This window comes from Nesterenkonia flava (genome assembly GCF_031432335.1).
In the GTDB taxonomy this organism is placed as follows: Bacteria; Actinomycetota; Actinomycetes; order Actinomycetales; family Micrococcaceae; genus Nesterenkonia; species Nesterenkonia flava.
In genome coordinates this window covers 14,578-32,289 of sequence record NZ_JAVKGT010000010.1, presented here as the reverse complement: position 1 = coordinate 32,289, position 17,712 = coordinate 14,578, and the positions used below count along the sequence as shown (strand labels likewise).

At 65.9% G+C, this 17,712-nt stretch carries 15 protein-coding genes; 6 read left to right on the top strand and 9 right to left on the bottom strand.

Annotated features, from left to right (window positions below; translation table 11 throughout):
• Positions 1-34: 34 nt before the first annotated feature.
• Both RH857_RS05295 and RH857_RS05290 read left to right on the top strand, forming a co-directional pair.
• Positions 35-562, top strand: coding sequence for an SRPBCC family protein (locus RH857_RS05295; protein WP_310536931.1), 528 nt, complete (start codon positions 35-37; stop codon positions 560-562).
• 259 nt (positions 563-821) lie between these two features.
• Complete coding sequence (locus tag RH857_RS05290) at positions 822-1,622, top strand: CGNR zinc finger domain-containing protein (RefSeq protein WP_310536930.1); 801 nt, start codon at positions 822-824, stop codon at positions 1,620-1,622.
• Positions 1,623-1,653: 31 nt separating this feature from the next.
• Here RH857_RS05290 and RH857_RS05285 read toward each other — a convergent pair whose 3' ends face one another.
• The 5 genes from RH857_RS05285 to RH857_RS05265 form a co-directional block, all read right to left on the bottom strand.
• Positions 1,654-2,070: a hypothetical protein gene (locus RH857_RS05285; protein WP_310536929.1), complete on the bottom strand. Its 417-nt coding sequence runs from the start codon at positions 2,068-2,070 to the stop codon at positions 1,654-1,656.
• A gap of 161 nt (positions 2,071-2,231) precedes the next feature.
• Entirely contained in the window at positions 2,232-2,822 is a 591-nt protein-coding gene (locus RH857_RS05280; RefSeq protein WP_310536928.1) for a hypothetical protein, read from the bottom strand.
• A gap of 36 nt (positions 2,823-2,858) precedes the next feature.
• The gene (locus RH857_RS05275; RefSeq protein ID WP_310536927.1) at positions 2,859-4,271 is read right to left on the bottom strand and encodes an MATE family efflux transporter; all 1,413 of its coding nucleotides are present in this window, start codon (positions 4,269-4,271) and stop codon (positions 2,859-2,861) included.
• Complete coding sequence (locus RH857_RS05270; protein ID WP_310536926.1) at positions 4,255-5,214, bottom strand: CPBP family intramembrane glutamic endopeptidase; 960 nt, start codon at positions 5,212-5,214, stop codon at positions 4,255-4,257. The genes RH857_RS05275 and RH857_RS05270 overlap by 17 nt, the downstream gene beginning before the upstream one ends.
• Positions 5,215-5,250: 36 nt before the next feature.
• A complete protein-coding gene (locus RH857_RS05265) occupies positions 5,251-6,297 on the bottom strand; it encodes an acyl-CoA thioesterase (RefSeq protein ID WP_310536925.1) in 1,047 nt (348 codons plus the stop codon).
• Positions 6,298-6,459: 162 nt separating this feature from the next.
• On the opposite strand from RH857_RS05265, the gene RH857_RS05260 reads away from it, so the two are divergent.
• Entirely contained in the window at positions 6,460-9,684 is a 3,225-nt protein-coding gene (locus RH857_RS05260) for a beta-phosphoglucomutase family hydrolase (RefSeq protein WP_310536924.1), read from the top strand.
• Positions 9,685-9,759: 75 nt separating this feature from the next.
• Here the strand turns inward: RH857_RS05260 and RH857_RS05255 are convergent, their stop codons facing one another.
• Positions 9,760-11,127 carry a sugar porter family MFS transporter gene (locus RH857_RS05255; protein ID WP_310536923.1) on the bottom strand — a complete coding sequence of 456 codons (1,368 nt, stop codon included), beginning with the start codon at positions 11,125-11,127 and terminating at the stop codon, positions 9,760-9,762.
• Positions 11,128-11,239: 112 nt separating this feature from the next.
• On the opposite strand from RH857_RS05255, the gene RH857_RS05250 reads away from it, so the two are divergent.
• The 3 genes from RH857_RS05250 to RH857_RS05240 all read left to right on the top strand — a co-directional run bounded on the left by RH857_RS05250 (position 11,240) and on the right by RH857_RS05240 (position 13,611).
• Positions 11,240-12,070: an SDR family oxidoreductase gene (locus tag RH857_RS05250; RefSeq protein ID WP_310536922.1), complete on the top strand. Its 831-nt coding sequence runs from the start codon at positions 11,240-11,242 to the stop codon at positions 12,068-12,070.
• Positions 12,071-12,182: 112 nt separating this feature from the next.
• Positions 12,183-12,989, top strand: a complete 807-nt coding sequence (locus RH857_RS05245; protein ID WP_310536921.1) for a hypothetical protein — start codon at positions 12,183-12,185, stop codon at positions 12,987-12,989.
• Positions 12,976-13,611, top strand: a complete 636-nt coding sequence (locus tag RH857_RS05240) for an OmpA family protein (protein WP_310536920.1) — start codon at positions 12,976-12,978, stop codon at positions 13,609-13,611. Before RH857_RS05245 ends, RH857_RS05240 begins: the two co-directional genes overlap by 14 nt.
• Here the strand turns inward: RH857_RS05240 and RH857_RS05235 are convergent, their stop codons facing one another.
• The 3 genes from RH857_RS05235 to mmsA form a co-directional block, all read right to left on the bottom strand.
• Positions 13,612-14,775: a M20 family metallopeptidase gene (locus RH857_RS05235; RefSeq protein ID WP_310536919.1), complete on the bottom strand. Its 1,164-nt coding sequence runs from the start codon at positions 14,773-14,775 to the stop codon at positions 13,612-13,614.
• Between the two features lie 126 nt (positions 14,776-14,901).
• A complete protein-coding gene (gene mmsB, locus RH857_RS05230; RefSeq protein WP_310536918.1) occupies positions 14,902-16,107 on the bottom strand; it encodes a multiple monosaccharide ABC transporter permease in 1,206 nt (401 codons plus the stop codon).
• Entirely contained in the window at positions 16,104-17,645 is a 1,542-nt protein-coding gene (gene mmsA, locus RH857_RS05225) for a multiple monosaccharide ABC transporter ATP-binding protein (RefSeq protein WP_310536917.1), read from the bottom strand. The genes mmsB and mmsA overlap by 4 nt, the downstream gene beginning before the upstream one ends.
• Positions 17,646-17,712: the final 67 nt, after the last annotated feature.

Below are 17,712 nucleotides of genomic sequence, written 5' to 3'. Positions count from 1 at the left end.
GACCCCCACCGACACGGATGTCTACACTGGGCCCATGGGCACTCCCGAGACCGGCACTCCTGAGAAAAGCTCCGCACCGCAGCCAATCAGGGCAGGCGAACATGCCGTGGGGTACGCGGTGACCCTCCCAGTCCCCGCGGAGAAAGTCTGGGCTCTGGTGTCGAATCCTCATCGGCACCATGAGTTGGACGGTTCCGGCACCGTGCGGGACCGAGCGGTAGGCCCGCACGTGTTGAGCGAGGGCGCACGGTTCAGTGTGCATATGCGCAAGTTCGGGCTCCCCTACCGGCTGCCGCTGAAGGTGACCCGCGCGCGGGCGCCCGAGGCAGGCACGGGGACCGGCGGAGTCGTGGAGTGGCGTCAGCCCACGGGCCACCGGTGGCGCTGGGAGATGCAGCCGATCAACGACGGCGAAGCGACCGTAGTGACCGAGACCTATGACGCCACGGGTCAGAACCCACTGGCCCGGGCCGTCCTGTCCGCCGTGAAGGTTCCGGCAGAGAATGCGCGTAACATCCGAGCTTCTCTAGAGCGCCTCCAGCAGCTGATGGCACCCCAGTAATTCTCACCAGCAAGACATCGACCCTGATCAGCGCACGATCACCGCGCGATGCGGCGGACCGACCAGAAGTCTGCAACGCACGAGTAACACCCCGTGAGACACATCCGTGCTGGTCAGAGGCGGACGGGTACAATTCAGGTCACCGGTCGCGGCCGCTTGGGTACTGGCAACACCCGGGACAGGCCCGACCCCCGTTGCACCTATAACGCCAGATGTGGCCGTTCCCACGCTGGCGTACTGAACCGTCAGGAGAAGCTGCATGTTCAACGCAGAGATAAACCGTGCCCTGACTGCCGCCGCTGATCTGATCAATACCTCGGATGGCATCAAGAGCGCGAAACCCACGCCCGACACACTGGAGAGCGTGGAGGGTCTGAAGCAGTACCTGGCTGACCGCGACGCCGAGCTGAGGTGGCCGGCGTCCAAAGCTGACCGCAAGCAGGTGGAACGCGTCAGGGCCCTGCGTGGCCGCCTGCGGACCCTCTGGGAAGCCGCGCCCATCGAATCGCAGGAGCCGCTGGACGTTCTCAACGAACTCCTGGAAGGAGTCGGCACCCGTCTGGAAGTCGTCGGCTCCGATGCCCCGGGGGGACCGTTCCGGGAGGTCCCGATTCCGGTCTCCCCCCAGGTCTCAGATGTCATGACGGCCACCGTCGCCGCCGCACTGGCTTACCTGGTGGTAGAGGAGGAGACCGGCCGCCTGCGCATCTGCAAGGGCGATGACTGCGATGCCGCCATCGTGGACCTGACCCGTAACAGGTCGAAACTCTTCTGCGATTTCGGCAACTGCGCCAACCGCGCGCATGTGCGGGCCTACCGGGCACGGCAGGCTGCGCGCAAGGTGAACACTGAGCCCTCGGAGCAGCAGCCTGAAGCAGCGCGAAAGAAGATGACTAAGCCCTCGGCCGCGGAAAAGGCTGATCAGCTGGCACGCCCGACCTCCACCACCGCTATTGCGGCCAAGGAGTTCCGGGACCGCATGAAGGAGGAGCTCCTTCAAGCGCGCGAGAAGACGCAGAAGAAGGGCAAAAAGGCGAAGAAGAAAGCCAAGAAGGGCTGAGATTCCCCGGACCCACCGGGGTCAGCGGCGTTCAGCCTTCGGGATCGGCATCCTTGCCGTACGGAGGCTGTTCGCCGCGCTCGCGGGCTTCCTGCTGCTTCTTTCGGCGGGCCTTCTCGCGACGCTCAGCCACCTGCTGGCGGTAGAGCTCCTCCGAGTTCCGGTTGACGCCCGAGCCGGTCGCCAGGTGCTCAGGATTCTCACGGGAGGCGAGCTGCAGCATCGAGACGATGAGCAGCGAGGCGATGAAGGCGATCCCGAACGCGATGAGCGCAAGGTTCAGCGGATTGTCCAGGCTCATGCCCGCATGCGTGACATCGGGGTTGTCACTACCGCCGGAGGTCACCATGAGTGTCACCGCGCCGGCAAGCACGCCGAGGGCAAAGGAGAAGATCAGCGGAGCCTTGACCGTCTCCTTGAGGGAACGGCGCGGGGAGTCTTCAGCCACAGGTTCTTCGATCCTTGAGGTTGTGGGTGCGGGAGCTTCACCCGCCGGTCGGATGCGCCACCAGGCACAGCGCCCAGAACTTTACCGGCACTGCCCACGAGGCACTGACCCATTCTACGCGCCGTAGAAGTAGGCCCGCATCCCGCTGCCTTCCAGGGTGGTCAGGCAGCGGCGCGCTTGGCGTCGTGGGTCAGTCCCGCGGCACCGATGGCCAGCAGAACCGATGAGAGAATCATGCCCATTCCTGCGATGCCGATTACGCCGTGAATGTCCAAGCCCCACCAGGCGATCATCAGCAGACCGGTCAGCGCGCCGATGGCGCCTAGAAGCGCGTGGTCCCGGGAGGGCACAAACTCGTTCCTGGTCCTGAGGCCTCCGAAGAGCTCAGCTAGTCCCAGAATGAGGAACCCCGCGCCGGCGGCTAGTGCGACTCCGGTGGTAGTGGTCATGAAGATCACCAGGACGCCGGTCAGGAGCCATGCGGCGGCTCCCAGTGCCAGAGACCCGCGTAGCACCTCCGGCACGCCCTCCTGTTTGACGTACTCCCAGACCATCGACGCGGTCAGCACAAAGAACGCCGCCACGGCGATGCGGGCGACCATGAGGTCGTTGCCGTCCCACAGATCGGCGAACCAGGCATTGCCGTGCCAGACGATGCTGAACACGGAGAAGCCGATGGTGGTTCCGGCGCGCAGCCAGGCCGGACGAGCCAGCGACTGGGCGGTCTCAGGGGGAGTTCTCTTCACGGGCACGGCCGTCAGTCTACCGCCGTCGTCGTCTCTGGGCCGTCAGCGTGACTCTCCCAGCACCAGCCAGCGGCTGCCCGCTGCGCGGAGACCTAAGGTCAGTGCCCGGGCTCCCATGTAGACCACAGCAAAGCTCGCCCACAGCCACACGATTGCTGCGGTGCCGCCTGGCGCGGCCGGACAGACGGCATCCGAGAGGACGCAGTCCAGGCTGATGGCACCCTGGGGCGGAGCGGCGACGAGCCATAGCACCGGCAGATAGACCGCTAGGTTGATCACGCCCGCGAGCGCGAGATAGCGCACGTCTCCGGCGCCCATCAGCACACCGTCGAGCACGAAGACGAAGCCCGCGATGGGCTGCGCCGCAGCGAGCACGAACAGCGCGGCGGTGATGCCGGCGGCCACCTGCTCATCCGGGGTGAAGAGTCCCGGCAGCCACGGTGCTGCCAGGGCGGTCACCGCCCCGGTGACCACTCCGAAGCCGACCCCCCACAGCACCATGAGCCGTGTCATGGTCTTGGCCTCGGCCAGGCGCGAGGCCCCGAGTTCGCGGCCGATGAGGGCCTGGGCGGCGATGGCCAGTGCATCCAGCACGAAGGCCAGTGTGGAGAAGATGGTGAAGGCCACCTGGTGGGCAGCCAGCGCCTCGGGGCCGAGATCGGTGGCCACCAATACTGTCGCCACCACAGCAACACGCAGAGAGACGGTGCGCAGCATCATCCAGCTGCCCACCGCCGCAGCCCGACGAAGGGCTAACGGGTCAGCTCCCAGGGGCACTACCTCGGCGCGCAGCCGCGGGACCAGCAGCCACAGGTAGACCAGCGCCATACCCCACTGGGCGATCGAGGTGCCCAGCGCGGCGCCCGCGGTCCCCATGCCCACCGGGTGCACCAGCACCAGGTTCAGCACGATATTGCCGCCGAAGCCGGCGCCGGCGATGATCAGCGGCGTTTTGGTGTCCTGCAGGCCGCGCAGCATTCCGGTGGCCGCGAAGACCAGCAGGATTGCCGGTACTCCCGGCAGCGACCACAGCAGATAGTTCCAGGCGTGGGGGTGGATGTCTCCGGAGCTGCCCATGGCCTGCAGCAGCTGTTCGCCGAAGGCCAGCCCTGCCAGGCCCAGCACGACGCCGAGGATGAGCGCCAGCCAGAGCCCGTCGCGCCCGGCGGCGAGCGCTTTGGCCATGCGTCCTGCGCCCACAAAGCGCGCCACCGCGGGAGTGGTGGAGTACGCCAGAAAGATCATCAGGCCCGTGACGGTGTGCATCACGGTGATGCCCAGCGCGGCACCGGCCAGCTGCTCGACGCCGAGCCGTCCGATGATCGCGGTGTCCGCCAGCAGGAACAGCGGCTCGGCCAGCAGGGCACCGAGAGCTGGAATAGCTAGGGCAAGTATCTGCCGCGGCAGCGGACGGGGGTCGGAGGCCCCCGGAGCCCGGTCAGAGCGGGAGGACACGCAGGACTGCCTCGAGCTGGCCCTCGAGCTCTTCAGCCCAGGGCAGGACGTAGTAGGTGACCAGCAGGGCTACGCAGTTGTTGAACGCGTGCAGCAGCCAGACGAACGCCAGAGACCGGCCGGTGAGGATATAGGCCACCGTGAAGGCCACCGACATGGTCAGGTAGGGCACCACGGTGAGCAGCAGGAGCATCCAGTCACCGCTGAAGAGTTCCACGGCTACGTGCATGAAGGCGAAGATCGCCACCGAGATCACACCGCAGATCCAGATGTTCAGGTGCCGGGAGAGTTTGCCGACCAGCAGGTGGCGGAAAAAGTACTCCTCCACATAGGGGCCGATCAGGCCGAAGATCGCCAGAGCCGCCCAGAACGGCACCACACCTGTCATCTCCTCGATGCCCGCCTGGTTGGCGCTGGTATCAGGCTCCTGTCCCGTCAGACGCCAGATCACCAGGGTCATGAACAAGTTGGCGAGGATGACGCCAAACCAGATGGCCGGAATCAGCAGCAGCTTCAACCAGGCGATGGCCCGGTGGGTGAAGGTGATCGTCGAACGCAGGAGCGCCTTGCCCGAGACAAGCAGGCACAGGGCAAAAATGCCGCCGAAGATGATGGCGTTCTCGAGGAAGACGAGCATCGGGTCGGCCATGCCCGCCTCGGCCTCCCCGCCGGTGCTCTCCTGCCTGCCGAAGACCAGGGTGAAAAAGAGCGGCAGCCCGAAGAACAGCACCACATAGGGCACGGTGGGCAGCAAGTCCCACCAGAGGAAACGGCCGGGACGGGAGTCCGGCTGTTTGACCCGCTCGGGGGGCGTCCACTGCGGGACCGGCTGATAGGGCCCCTGCGGGTAACCCCCGTGCTGGTAGAAGCCGTGCTGAGGGGAGGCCGGCTGCTCGTGAGGAGGCCGTCCGTATGGATTCTGTATGGGAGGCGGGGTGCTCATCGTGACCCAGCCTAGCGAAGGGACCTGGCGTCGTCGTCAGCCCTGGGAGGTATGCGGACTGGGGCTGAGCAGCGTCGCGTTACGCAGGTCCCGGATGCGGCGCGCCTTCTCAGCCACCGCATGATCCTCATCACTGATGGGCTCCCAGCGGGCGATGGACCGCGCCGAGCCAGACCCGTCGGGAGCCACCATGACCGGCAGTCCATAGGCCACCACCTCCGGGTGACGCTCCCAGCGGTCGCCGGCGCGCACACGCACCAGCACATGCATCGATTTGGAGCCGGTGAGCACCATGCGCGCGTCGACCTCTACGAGATCCCCAATGGTGATGGGCCGGTAGAAACGCACACCACCGGTCAGCACGGAGGCCACGTCGTAGCCGCAGTACCGCTCCGCACAGATTTCGGCCGCCAGGTCGATCCACTTCATCACCGCACCGCCACGGATCTTGCCATCGGGGTAGCGCTCGTCCGTGTCGGCGATGAACCGCAGCGTCAGTCCCTCCGAGGTGCCCATGGACTCCGGCAGGTCCTGGATAGTCTGCTCGATCTCACGACGATGCACCATCCGCTGGGAGGCGTCGACGTCGCGTCGCCGCTGCAGCTCGGTGGTGGGCTCAAACTTGGGCACCTGTGCGGGCTCGCCGTCCTCACCGATGGCCACGTAGACCATGAAGCACTCGGTGCACACGGTCCAGCCGGCGTCGTCGTCCTCCAGCGGAGCAGCCTCACGGGCATCCCGACTATCCAAGGAGTCGGGTGCCGGCGATCCCTGCCCGGCCTCAGGACTCTCAGCGCCGGAGGTGCGGCGGCGGATGAGTACACGGGTCTGGATGTGCACGCTGGTGCGCCCGGTGTGGACCACGCGCGCCTGGACCGTGACCGGGGTGTCCCGCGGAATCGGCACGGTGAAGTGCATATTGCCCACGTAGGACGTCACGCAGGCACTGCGGGTCCACGAAGCCGCGCAGGCGTAGGCGGTCTTGTCGATCCAGTCCACCACGACGCCGGCGGCCACGGCAGATTCCTTGGAGGTGCCTTTGACCTCACGGAATGTCAGTTCGATGCTGGACCTGCGCGGCATAAGGATCACGCTAGCACCGTTAGGCAACGCGCTCGTGACCGCAGACACACAGCAGAAACCCAGAAATCTCTATGGGTGTTCAGCGAAACCGGCCTACGATGGATTTCGCGTGCAAGGACGCACCGGTACGTCTGCCCTGACCGTCCTCGAGTGAGGTAATTGATGCACCCCTTTGAGAACCCCTTCCGTCACAGTGCTGAAGCAAAGCGCCACGCGCTGCGCCACTTCCGTGCCGTGATCTTCGACATGGACGGCGTGGTCACCGATACCGCCGGCGTCCACGCCAAGGCCTGGAAGGAGCTCTTCGACACCGCGGTGAACCAGATCGCCGGCTCTCCCCAGCCGGAGTTCACCGACGAGGACTACCTGAACTTCGTCGACGGGCGCCCCCGCGAGGATGGTGTGCGCTCGTTCCTCTCTGCACGGAACCTGCAGGTCCCCGAAGGCGCACCCGGTGATTCCCCCGAGACGTTGAGCATCTATGGTCTTGCCGCACGCAAGCAGACCTACTTTGAGGCGGTGCTGGAGCGCGACGGCGTTCAGGTCTTCGACTCCACGGTGGATCTGATCACCACGCTGCGCAGTGACGGCATTCCCATCGCCCTGGTGACCTCCTCCCGCAATGGGCGCGAGGTCCTGCGCATCGCCGGACTGCTGGATGCCTTTGACGTCATCGTTGACGGCACCGACGCCCTGGAGCTGGGCCTGCCCGGCAAGCCCAATCCCGATATGTTCCTCCACGCCTCGATCCTGATGCAGGTTGAGCCCGAGGACGCGATCGTCATCGAGGACGCTGTCTCCGGCGTGCAGGCCGGACGCGCAGGAAACTTCGGCATGGTGGTGGGCCTGAACCGCGGTGAGGACCCGCGGCGCCTGAAGGAGGGCGGGGCCGACATCGTGGTCAAGGACCTCGCGGTCGCCAAACTGGCCACACGCACCACGCGCCCCTACGACCCGAACTGGGTGCTCGTCTACGACAACTTCGATCCCAAGGAAGAGCCCACCCGCGAGGTGCTGTGCTCCATGGCCAACGGCTACTGGGGCACCCGAGGCTCCTATCCCGGCACCGCCGCGGACGCCACCCACTACCCGGGCAACTACATCGCGGGAGTCTTCAATCGCCTGAAGACCGACATCATGGGCAAGACGGTCGAGACCGAGCACATGGTCAACATTCCGGACTGGACCTTCCTGCAGGTCACCCCGGAAGCCGGAACGCCTCTGTTACCGGGCTCCCCGGAGCTCATCGAGTACCGCCAGGAGCTGGATATGCGGCGCGGACTGGTAACGCGCATCGCCCGGTTCCAGGACCTGCACGGTCGCCGCACCCGTGTGACCACCCGGCAGTTCCAGTCCCTGGCCGGGGTGCACCTGGCCGCCATGGAGATGAAGATCGAGGCCGAGAACTGGTCCGGCAACATCAACATCCGCTCGATGATTGACGGCCGCGTGGCCAACCGGAACGTCGCCGCCGACCGCGAACTGGCCGGCAACCATCTGGAGCCCGTCGACTCCCGGGAGGTCGACGGCGAGACCGTGCTCCTGGAGACCCAGACCAACCAGTCCAAGGTGCAGATCGCCGTCGCCACCCGCACCTCGGTGACCACCAAGGGAATGACCAACCCGATGCGTCGCCCCGTGCTCGAAGGCGACCTGGTGGCCGGCCACGACATCTCCCTGCAGGTCGAGGCCGGGCAGCCGGTGAAGATCGAGAAGATCGCGGCGGTCTCCAACTCCCACGATCACGCAATCTCCACGGTGTGGCACAACGCGGTCAAGCGCGTGCAGCGAGCCTCGCGCTTCCGCGAGCTGCTGACCTACCACGAGGAGATGTGGGGCGCGCTGTGGCACCGCTTCGCCGTCTCGATCGGCCCGGGCCACTCCCGCCAGCAGCTAGCCCTGAACCTGCACACCTTCCACGTGCTGCAGACCGCATTCGGTGCTCGCCGCGATCTGGATGCCTCCCTGCCGGCACGCGGACTCTCAGGCGAGGGCTACCGCGGACATCTCTTCTGGGACGAGATGTTCATGTACCCGATGCTCACACTGCGCCGTCCGGAGCTGACCCGCGGCATCCTGATGTACCGCTTCCGGCGCCTCTCCGAGGCTCGAGCCGCCGCCCGCGCCGAGGGCTACGAGGGCGCGATGTTCCCCTGGCAGGCCGGCTCCGACGGTCGCGAGGAGACCCCCACCGAGCTGTGGAACCCCCGGTCCCAGATGTGGATGCCGGACAACTCCCACCGCCAGCGCCACGTCTCCCTGGCCATCGCCTACTCGGTGCTGCAGTACTTCGAGGCCACCCAGGACTACACCTTCCTCTCCGACTACGGCGGGGAGATGCTGGTGGAGATCAGCCGTTTCTTCGTCTCCATGACCACCTACGACGCCGAAGCGGACCGCTATGACATTGAAGGCGTCATGGGGCCGGACGAGTATCACGACGGCTACCCCGACACCCCCGGCTCAGGTCTGCGCAATAATGCCTACACCAACGTGCTCGCCGCGTGGGTCCTGCGGCACACCGCGCGGCTGGTCCGTGAGCTCGACAGCCGCGACGACCCGCTCTCGGAGTGGCTGGACATCTACGAGGACGAACTGGAGAAGTGGGACCACATCGCCCAGCGACTGCGCCTGCACTTCCACCAGGACGGAGTCATCAGCCAGTTCGACGGCTATGAGGACCTGATGGAGTTCGACTGGGAGGGCTACCGCGCCAAGTACGGAAACATCGGCCGGCTGGACCTGATCCTGCAGGCCGAGGGCGATGCGACCAACCGGTACAAGCTCTCCAAGCAGGCTGACGTGCTCATGCTCTGCTACATCTTCTCCGCCTCAGAGCTCATCGAGACCCTCGACTACATGGGTTATGACCTGACCATGGAGGACTTCCGCAAGACTGTGGAGTACTACTTGGCGCGTTCCTCGCACGGCTCCACGCTCTCGCGCCTCGTGCACGGCTGGGTCGCCGCACGGTTTGACCGTGCCGGCTCCTGGAACCTGTTCAAGGAGGCTCTGGAGGCCGACCTCTCCGACACCCAGGGCGGCACCACCCGCGAGGGCATCCACCTGGGGGCCATGGCGGGAACCGTGGACATGGTGATCCGCTGCTACGGCGGTGTGGAGACCCGCGCGGACGCGCTGTGGCTGCACCCGCTGCTGCCGGATGAGCTGCCAGAGGTGACGTTCCGGATGCGCTACCGCAACCAGCCGATCCTGGTGCACATCAACCACGAGCACGTCACGCTGAAGCTCTCCGAGGGTTCGGCTGAGCCGATCGACGTCAATGTTGAGGGCAAGCCCAAGACGCTGACCCCGGGCGAGGTGTGGACGGTGAAGCTGGAGCACTCCGCCCGCGAGCACCAGCGCAGCGCTCCCGCTCCCGCCTAGGACTCCTCCGACGACGACGGCCGGTCAACTCCACTCATGGAGGCGGCCGGCCGTCGTCGCCTCTCACTGCGCAGGTCAGGCAGGTGCCCTGCGGCGTGAGCGGAAGCGGCGCTCAATCTGCTCCAGGGTGCGCTCCTTGGTCTCGGGGACCTTGGCCCAGGTGAAGCCGAACGCCGTCGCGCAGATCAGCGCGAACCCGGCGAAGACCCAGCCCACGCCGAACGCTGCTAGCAGACTGGGGAACAGCAGCGACACCAGGCCGTTGGCAATCCAGTGAGCGGCCGTCACAACCCCCATGGCGGCTGCGCGGACTCCCAGGGGGAAGATCTCGCCCAGGACCACCCAGACCAGCGCGCCCCAGCTGACCTGGAACAAGAAGATGAAGAGGCCCAGACACGCCAGCGTGATGGCACCCAGCGGCCCAAAGCCGTCAGGGGCCGGCATCGTCAGATTGACCGCGGCGAGCACCGCCAGGCTGATGGACGTGCCGGCTGCCCCGACCAGGAGCATGGGCCGCCGGCCCCAGCTGTCGGTATAGGTGATGGCCACCCAGACGGCCAGAATGTTCAGGGCGCCGATGATCAGATTCGAGGCGATGGCGCCTTCGTCGGAGAATCCCACGTTCTGCAGCGTGGTTGGCGCGTAGTAGAGCACGGCGTTGATTCCCATGATCTGCTGATAGACGCCCAATCCGAATCCCACCAGGAGGATCGACAGCACCCATGGCTGGGCCAGGGCACGGAGTCCGCGGACGTCGTCGTGGTCTTCCTGCTGCTGGACGGTGCGGATCTCCTCCAGCTCGCCCTGCGCCTCAGCCGGTGTCCGATCCCGCAGCAGCAGCTGACGGGCCTCCACCTCCCGGCCCTGACGCATCAGCCATCGCGGAGTCTCCCGCACGGCGAGCAGACCCAGGGCAAACAGCAGCGAAGGCACCACCGAGAGGCCCAGCATCCACCGCCAGGACTCGACCGGGGCGAAGGCCACACCGATGAGGAAGCCGAGGAACTGCCCGACCACAATGGCCAACACGTAGAAGGCGGTGACTCGCCCGCGGATCCGCGCCGGAGCCATCTCCGAGAGATAGACCGGCAGGACAACGGCGGCCAGTCCCGTTCCCAAGCCGACCATGAGCCGGAAGCCGAAGAGCACCTCGGTGGTGGGGGACAGCGCCATCCCCACCGGCGCCAGGGTGAACAGCGCAGCGGTGAGGATCAGCACCGCACGGCGTCCGTACCGGTCAGAGAGCCTGCCTCCCAGAGCCGCCCCCAGCACCGCCCCCACCGCCAGAGCGGTCACAATTCCGCCCTCAGACCAGCTACTGAGGGCAAAGTCTCGGCGCAAATACACCAGCGCCGCGGAGATGACACCCGTGTCATACCCCCAGTTCAGGCCCCCGAGGGCACCGAAGACATAGATCATCCAGGGACTGCCTGCTCTGCGCATCCCTCTATGATGCCTGACCTGGACGCAGGCCTTGGGACCTCGTCCGCTGCTGCGCAGTAAGCTGTGGCCTGCGGCACAGCGAATGCGTGTGCTGCACACAAGGAGAACAGACATGACGACGACGCCGCGAAACCTCCCCGCCGACCCGAAGAGCAGCCAGGGCAGTGGGATGCTCACCGGCCACCGCATCCTGATCACCGGAGCCACTCACGGTCTGGGCCGGGCCATCGCACGCAGGGCGGCCCTCGAAGGAGCCTCCCACGTGGTCATCACCGGTCGCGATGCTGCGGCCGCGGAACACACGGCACAGATGCTCCAGGACCTGGGCACGCACCCGCACGTGGTGCTCGCCGACCTGGCGGACCGTGAGCAAGTGCTCGGGCTACTCCCCGAGGCATTGGAGAGGGCCGGCGCACTGGACGGCCTGGTCAATGCCGCGGGAATCTCCACCCGCGGCGGCTGGCTGGACAGCGATCCGGATCTGTTGGACCTTCACCTGGCCGTCAATCTGCGCGCGCCCTTTCTGCTGCTCCAGGGCTTCATCCGCCACCGCGTTGAAGCGGCCGCCGCGGGGTCGGCGGTGAACATCGCCTCCATGTCCGCCCACGGGGGCCAGCCGTTCCTCGCGCCCTACTCCACTGCTAAATCCGGGCTTCTGGGCATGACCAAGAACGCCGCCTACGCCCACCGCTGGGACCGCATACGCGTCAATGCCCTCAACATCGGCTGGTCCAAGACCGACGGCGAGAAGAAGGTGCAGACCGAGTTTCACGGCGCCCCGCAGACATGGCTGCAGGAGGCCGAAGCGTCCCAGCCGATGGGCCAGCTCGGCGACCCCGAGCAGATCGCCGAGATGGTGACATACCTGCTCTCGCCGCGCTCGGGGGTGGTCACGGGTTCCATCATCGACTGGGACCAGACGGTGCCCGGGGCGGCCAACTGATCTTCTGCCGTCCCGGTGCGGAAGCCTTCACAGAATTCACACGTGTTTGCTATTGTGAATTCAACGGGGTGGGGAACCCCGGTCACGGACCGCACACACATCAGGAGACATCATGGACTTCCCCCTCCGAGAATCAGCGGCGGCACTCGGCCTGGTCAGCCTTCTGGCCCTGACGGCCTGTGCTCCCGGCGACGAAGAGAACGGCTCGGCCGAAGGCTCGCGCGCCTCCTCCACCACGGAGGAAGGCTCCGAGGAAAGGACCGCCGAGGGCTCTGCTGCCAACGAAGCAACCGATGCGGAGCACGAGGAATCTGACGACGAGAGCGCCCCGGCGAGCTCCCCTCAGGACCAGACCATCGATGCGCAGGACGCCCAGCAGACCATCACCTATCCCATGACCGGAGAGGTCGACGGCGAGATCACCATGGGGCTGCACTCCCTGGAGGTCCAGGGGGAGACCATGCTGCTGACCGTCAGCTTCGTCCCCGAGTACGACGACGGTGACGAGATTGCTGTCTTCACCCGGGATATGCACACGGTGCAGTTCGAGAATGTCACGGCCTACTTGTTGCCCCAGGTGATCGATCGGCAGCACATGAAGAGCTACTACGTTCCCGGCGAAGACGGATTCCACCGGACCGGATGGGCCTCCGACACCTTCCACCACTGGGCGAGCACCGTCGATCACCCCGTCCCCTCCGGTGAGACGCTGATCATGTGGGCGCACTTCCCCGCCCCGGAGGATGATGTGGAGACAGTTGACGTCTCCGTGGTCCCCGGAGTGCAGGAATTCCGCGATGTTGAGATCGACTGGGGCGCCCACTCTCCCGCAGACACTGACGACTCTGATGAGACGCCCGACGACGACGAGTCCTCCGAGGACGCAGACACCGAGGAGCCCGACGATGGCCAGGCGTAAGCGGTCCGCCGTCCGCGATCCATTCCGCTCCCTGGCACTGCCGTCCGCTGGCCTGCTGCTCGCCTGCGGACTCCTCGCCGGGGCACCGTCCGCCTACGCCTCCGGGCAGGAGGACGAACAGCTTCCGGACTCCGCACCAGAGATCCCCGCTGAGGGACGGGAGTCGCTGCACGACTACATCCTGGCTCCCGATGCGGAGGACTACATTCTCCGCATCGACCCTGAGGACTACATCGACCGGCTGGGAACCTCGGAGTCCGAGGAGGATGACGTCATCGTCCTGGAGACCGACATCCTGTTCCCGGCGATGGAGTGGGAGCTGCCCGCCAGCGCTGCTGGGAGCATCGGTGACTTGGTGGATGTAGTCCCCGAGGGCGCCACGGTGCGCGTGCACGGCCACACCGACTCCAATCCGGTGCCGGAGGGCTATGACTTCGACAACCAGCAGCTCTCGGAGAACCGCGCCCAAGCGGTGGCCGACGTCCTGGAGCAGGAGCGGCCTGACCTGCGGTTGGAGGTTGAAGGATTCGGAGACAGCCAACCGGCCGTTCAGGAGGATCCCGAAGATCCCGGCACGCTGGCGGAGAACCGGCGGGTCGAGATCCGCTACGGGGAGGCCTGATCAGTCAGCGAGCCGGCGCGCCATCAGCCCGGCCAGCATTGCGGTGCGGGGGGCGATGTGCTCGACCAGGGTGTGCTCATGCTCGGCGTGCGCGCCGTCGCCTACCGCGCCCATGCCGTCCAGGGTGGGAACTCCGGCCGCTGCGGTGAAATTGCCGTCGGAGGCTCCGCCCACTTCTGCACCCGGCACCTGGGGGAGCCCCAGTGCGGCGGCGACCTCCTGAGCTTCAGCGAAGAGCTCATCGGCCATGCGCCGTTCCATGGGCGGGCGGTTGATGGAGCCGGTCACCTCCACCACGGCACCCTCCACCGGCGAGGTCAGCTCCCGGATCTGACGGTCCACGCGCTGCTGCTCAGCCACGGTCGTCGCCCGCCCGTCGATGATCACCTGGGCCCGGTCCGGCACGGTGTTGGTGGTGGTTCCCGCGCTCATCACGGTGGGGGTCACGGTCGTGCCGGCCTCAGGATCGCCCAGCGCCTCGATCTCCGGCAGCAGCAGACCCAGCGCGATGCCGGCATTGATTCCCTTCTCCGGCTCCAGTCCAGCGTGAGCGGCACGGCCGTGGACGATCACCTCGTAGTTGGAGGTGCCCTTACGGGCAATCTTGTAGGCCCCCGCTGCCGCTGACTCCATCACGAATGCGGCCCGAGCACCGGCAACCTCCTCCTGCAGCAGCTCCCGGGAGGTGACCGAACCGACCTCCTCATCCCCGGTGACCAGAATGCTCAGGCCCTCCAGGCTGTGCCCGGCATCTTTGAGTATCGCTGCGGCATGCAGGGACATCACCACCCCGGTCAGCATGTCGAAGACTCCGGGGCCGCGCAGGACGCCGTCGTCGTGGGTGAAGGGTTTCCGCTCCAGGGTGCCCAGGGGCCAGACTGTGTCCTGGTGGTTCACCAGCACGACCTTGGGATTGTCCGCACCGAAGCGCAGCCGCAGATGCGGGACGCCGTCGATGGTCAGGGTCTCCGGCTCCGCACCGAGGCGCTCCACAGCGAGCGCGGCCACCTCAGCGGCACCCCGGGCGACTGCTTCGAGATCCTCGGAGGGCGATTCAACCTCTACCAGGCGCCGGATGTCTTCCAGCATCTGCTCCAGCCGCGCATGGGCGGCACTGACCAGGGACTCACTCACGAGGCTCTCAACTGCGGGGTTCTCAGGCATGGGCTCCATGCTATCGGCCGGCGCGCACTGCTGGTCTCGGCTGCGATCTGGTCCTGCACACGCCTGCGGCCCGGGGGCAGCTTGTACCGCCGGCCCGGGCCGCAGATCATACTTGCGTGCGGCGCCTTAGGTTTGGCGCTGGCGGCGCTTGTTCCAGACGTCGAAGCCGACGGCGAGCAGCAGCACCATACCCTTGACGACCTGCTGCCAGGCGGAGTCCACCGACAGGATGGACAGACCCATGTTCAGCACGCCCATGATGAGAGCACCGATCACCGCGCCGATTACCGTACCGACGCCACCGGTGATGGCCGCACCTCCGATGAAGACGGCTGCGATGGCGTCCAGCTCGTACATGTACCCCGCGGACGCCACCGCGCCTCCGGCACGAGATGCCGTCACCACACCCGCCAGTGCGGCCAGGGTTCCCATGTTCACGAACACGAGGAAGTCCACGCGACGGGTGCGCACGCCCGACATCATGGCGGCATGACGATTCCCGCCCACTGCGTAGACCTGGCGACCGAAGACGGTGTTACGCAGCACGAAGGTGTAGAGCAGGATCAGCGCCGAGAGAATGATCAGGATAATCGGCAGCCCGCGGTGTCCGGAGAGGAGCCAGGCGAAGAGCAGAATGCCGATGCCGGTCACGGCAAGGCGCAGGACGAACACCGGCATCTTCTCCACCGGCAAGGCCAGGCGCTGCTTGCGGTGGCGGCTCCGCTGGGCGGCCAGCACAATGGCACCGACGACGACGACGGCGATCAGAAGCGTCAGACCGTCACGCCCGTCGAAGAGAAGCCCGAAGGGTTGCGGCAGCATCCCCTGCCCGATGCTGACCAGTCCCTGGGGAAGGGCGTTGATGGTGCCGCCCGAGAGCAGCACAAGTGTGATGCCTCGGAAGAGGAGCATGCCCGCCAGTGTCACGATGAATGCCGGGATCCCGATGTAAGCGACCCAGAAGCCCTGCCAGGCCCCCACCAAGGCTCCGACAACCAGTGCCAGGAGAACCGCTGCGTACCAGGACCATCCCCAGTTGACGCTGGCAATCGCGGTGATCGCACCGACCATGGCCACCACTGAGCCAACGGAGAGATCAATGTGGCCGGAGACGATGACAAAGACCATCCCGATCGCCAGGATCAGCACATAGGCATTCTGCTGAATGAGGTTGCTGACGTTGGCCGGAATCAGCAACCTGCCCTCGGTGAGGATCTGGAAGAACAGCACAATCGCGACCAGCGCGATGAGGATTCCGTATTGGCGCGCATCAATCTTGATGCGCAGTCTGCGGGAGCCTGATGAGGACTCCTCTTTCACGGCAGTGGTCATAGCGCTGCTTCCTTTCCAGCGGTCATCAGATGCATAAGTGATTCTTGGTCGGCCTCGCCGCGGCTGAGCTGACCGGTGATACGCCCCTCGGAGAGCGCGTAGATGCGATCGCACATGCCCAGCAACTCCGGCAGCTCGGAGGAGATCATGAGCACGGCTTTACCCTGGGCCGCGAGCTCGTTGATGAGCTCATAGATCTCGTACTTGGCACCCACGTCGATCCCTCGGGTGGGCTCGTCGAGGATCAACACGTCCGGTGAGGTCTCCAGCCATTTGCTCAAGACCACCTTCTGCTGGTTTCCACCGGAGAGTTTGCCAACCTCCTTGGCCACCGTGTTGGTCTTGATGTTCATGGACTTCCGGTAGCTCTCGGCCACCCGGTTCTCTCGGTACTGGTCCACGACGCCGAAGCGGGAAAACCCGGGAAGGGAGGCGAGAGAGATATTGGTCTGCACGGTACCGATGAGGTTCAGGCCCAAGCCCTTGCGGTCCTCGGTGGTGTAGGCGATGCCGTGCCGGATAGCCTCGGGAACGCTGCTCGTGGTGATCTGCTGCCCGTCCTTGTAGACCCGGCCGGATATGCCGGTGCCCCAGCTGCGACCGAAGACGCTCATCGCCAGCTCGGTGCGGCCAGCCCCCATGAGTCCCGCCAGCCCGACGATCTCCCCGGCGCGCACACTGAGGCTGGCGCCGTCGACCACGACACGGCTCGGATCACTGGGGTGATGCACTCGCCAGTCCTCGATCCGGAACTTCTCCTCCCCGATCTCGGGCGCACGCTCCGGGAACAAGGAGGACAGCGAGCGGCCAACCATGGAGCGGATAATGCGTGACTCATCCGCGTCGGGTGCGCTCATGTCTAGGGTTTCAATGGTGGCGCCGTCCCGGATCACGGTGACCCGATCAGCGATTCTGCGAATCTCCTTGAGCTTGTGGCTGATGATGATGCACGTGATCCCCTGATCCCGCAGGCCCTCGATGAGGCCCAGCAGATGCGCGGAGTCCTCGTCGTTCAGGGAGGCGGTGGGTTCATCGAGGATCAACAGCTTCACGTTCTTGGCGAAGGCCTTAGCGATCTCCACCAGCTGCTGCTTGCCCACGCCGATCTGGTTCACTGGCGTGGCGGGGTTCTCCCGTAGACCGACGCGCTCCAGCAGCTCGGCACCTCGCTTATTGGTGGCGTGCCAGTCGATGACACCCCCTCGGGATAGCTCGTTGCCCAGGAAGATGTTCTCGGCGATCGAGAGGTAGGGGCTCAGCGCGAGTTCCTGGTGGACGATCACGATGCCGTCGGCCTCGGAGTCATTGATCGACTTGTACTGGGCCTCGCGACCTTCGTAGATGATGCGACCGGTGAAGGAGCCGTGGGGCCACACCCCGGAGAGCACCTTCATCAGTGTGGATTTTCCGGCGCCGTTCTCGCCGCAGATGGCGTGGACTTCGCCGCGGCGGACCTCGAGGTCAATGCCGTCGAGGGCCCTGACGCCGCCGAACTCCTTCACGATGTTTTCCATGCGCAGGATGGGGGCCTCGCTCATCGGGCACCTCGATTCACGGTGGGTTTCACGGTGTGAAAATCTCCTCAGTCGGCGACGACGGCGGCAG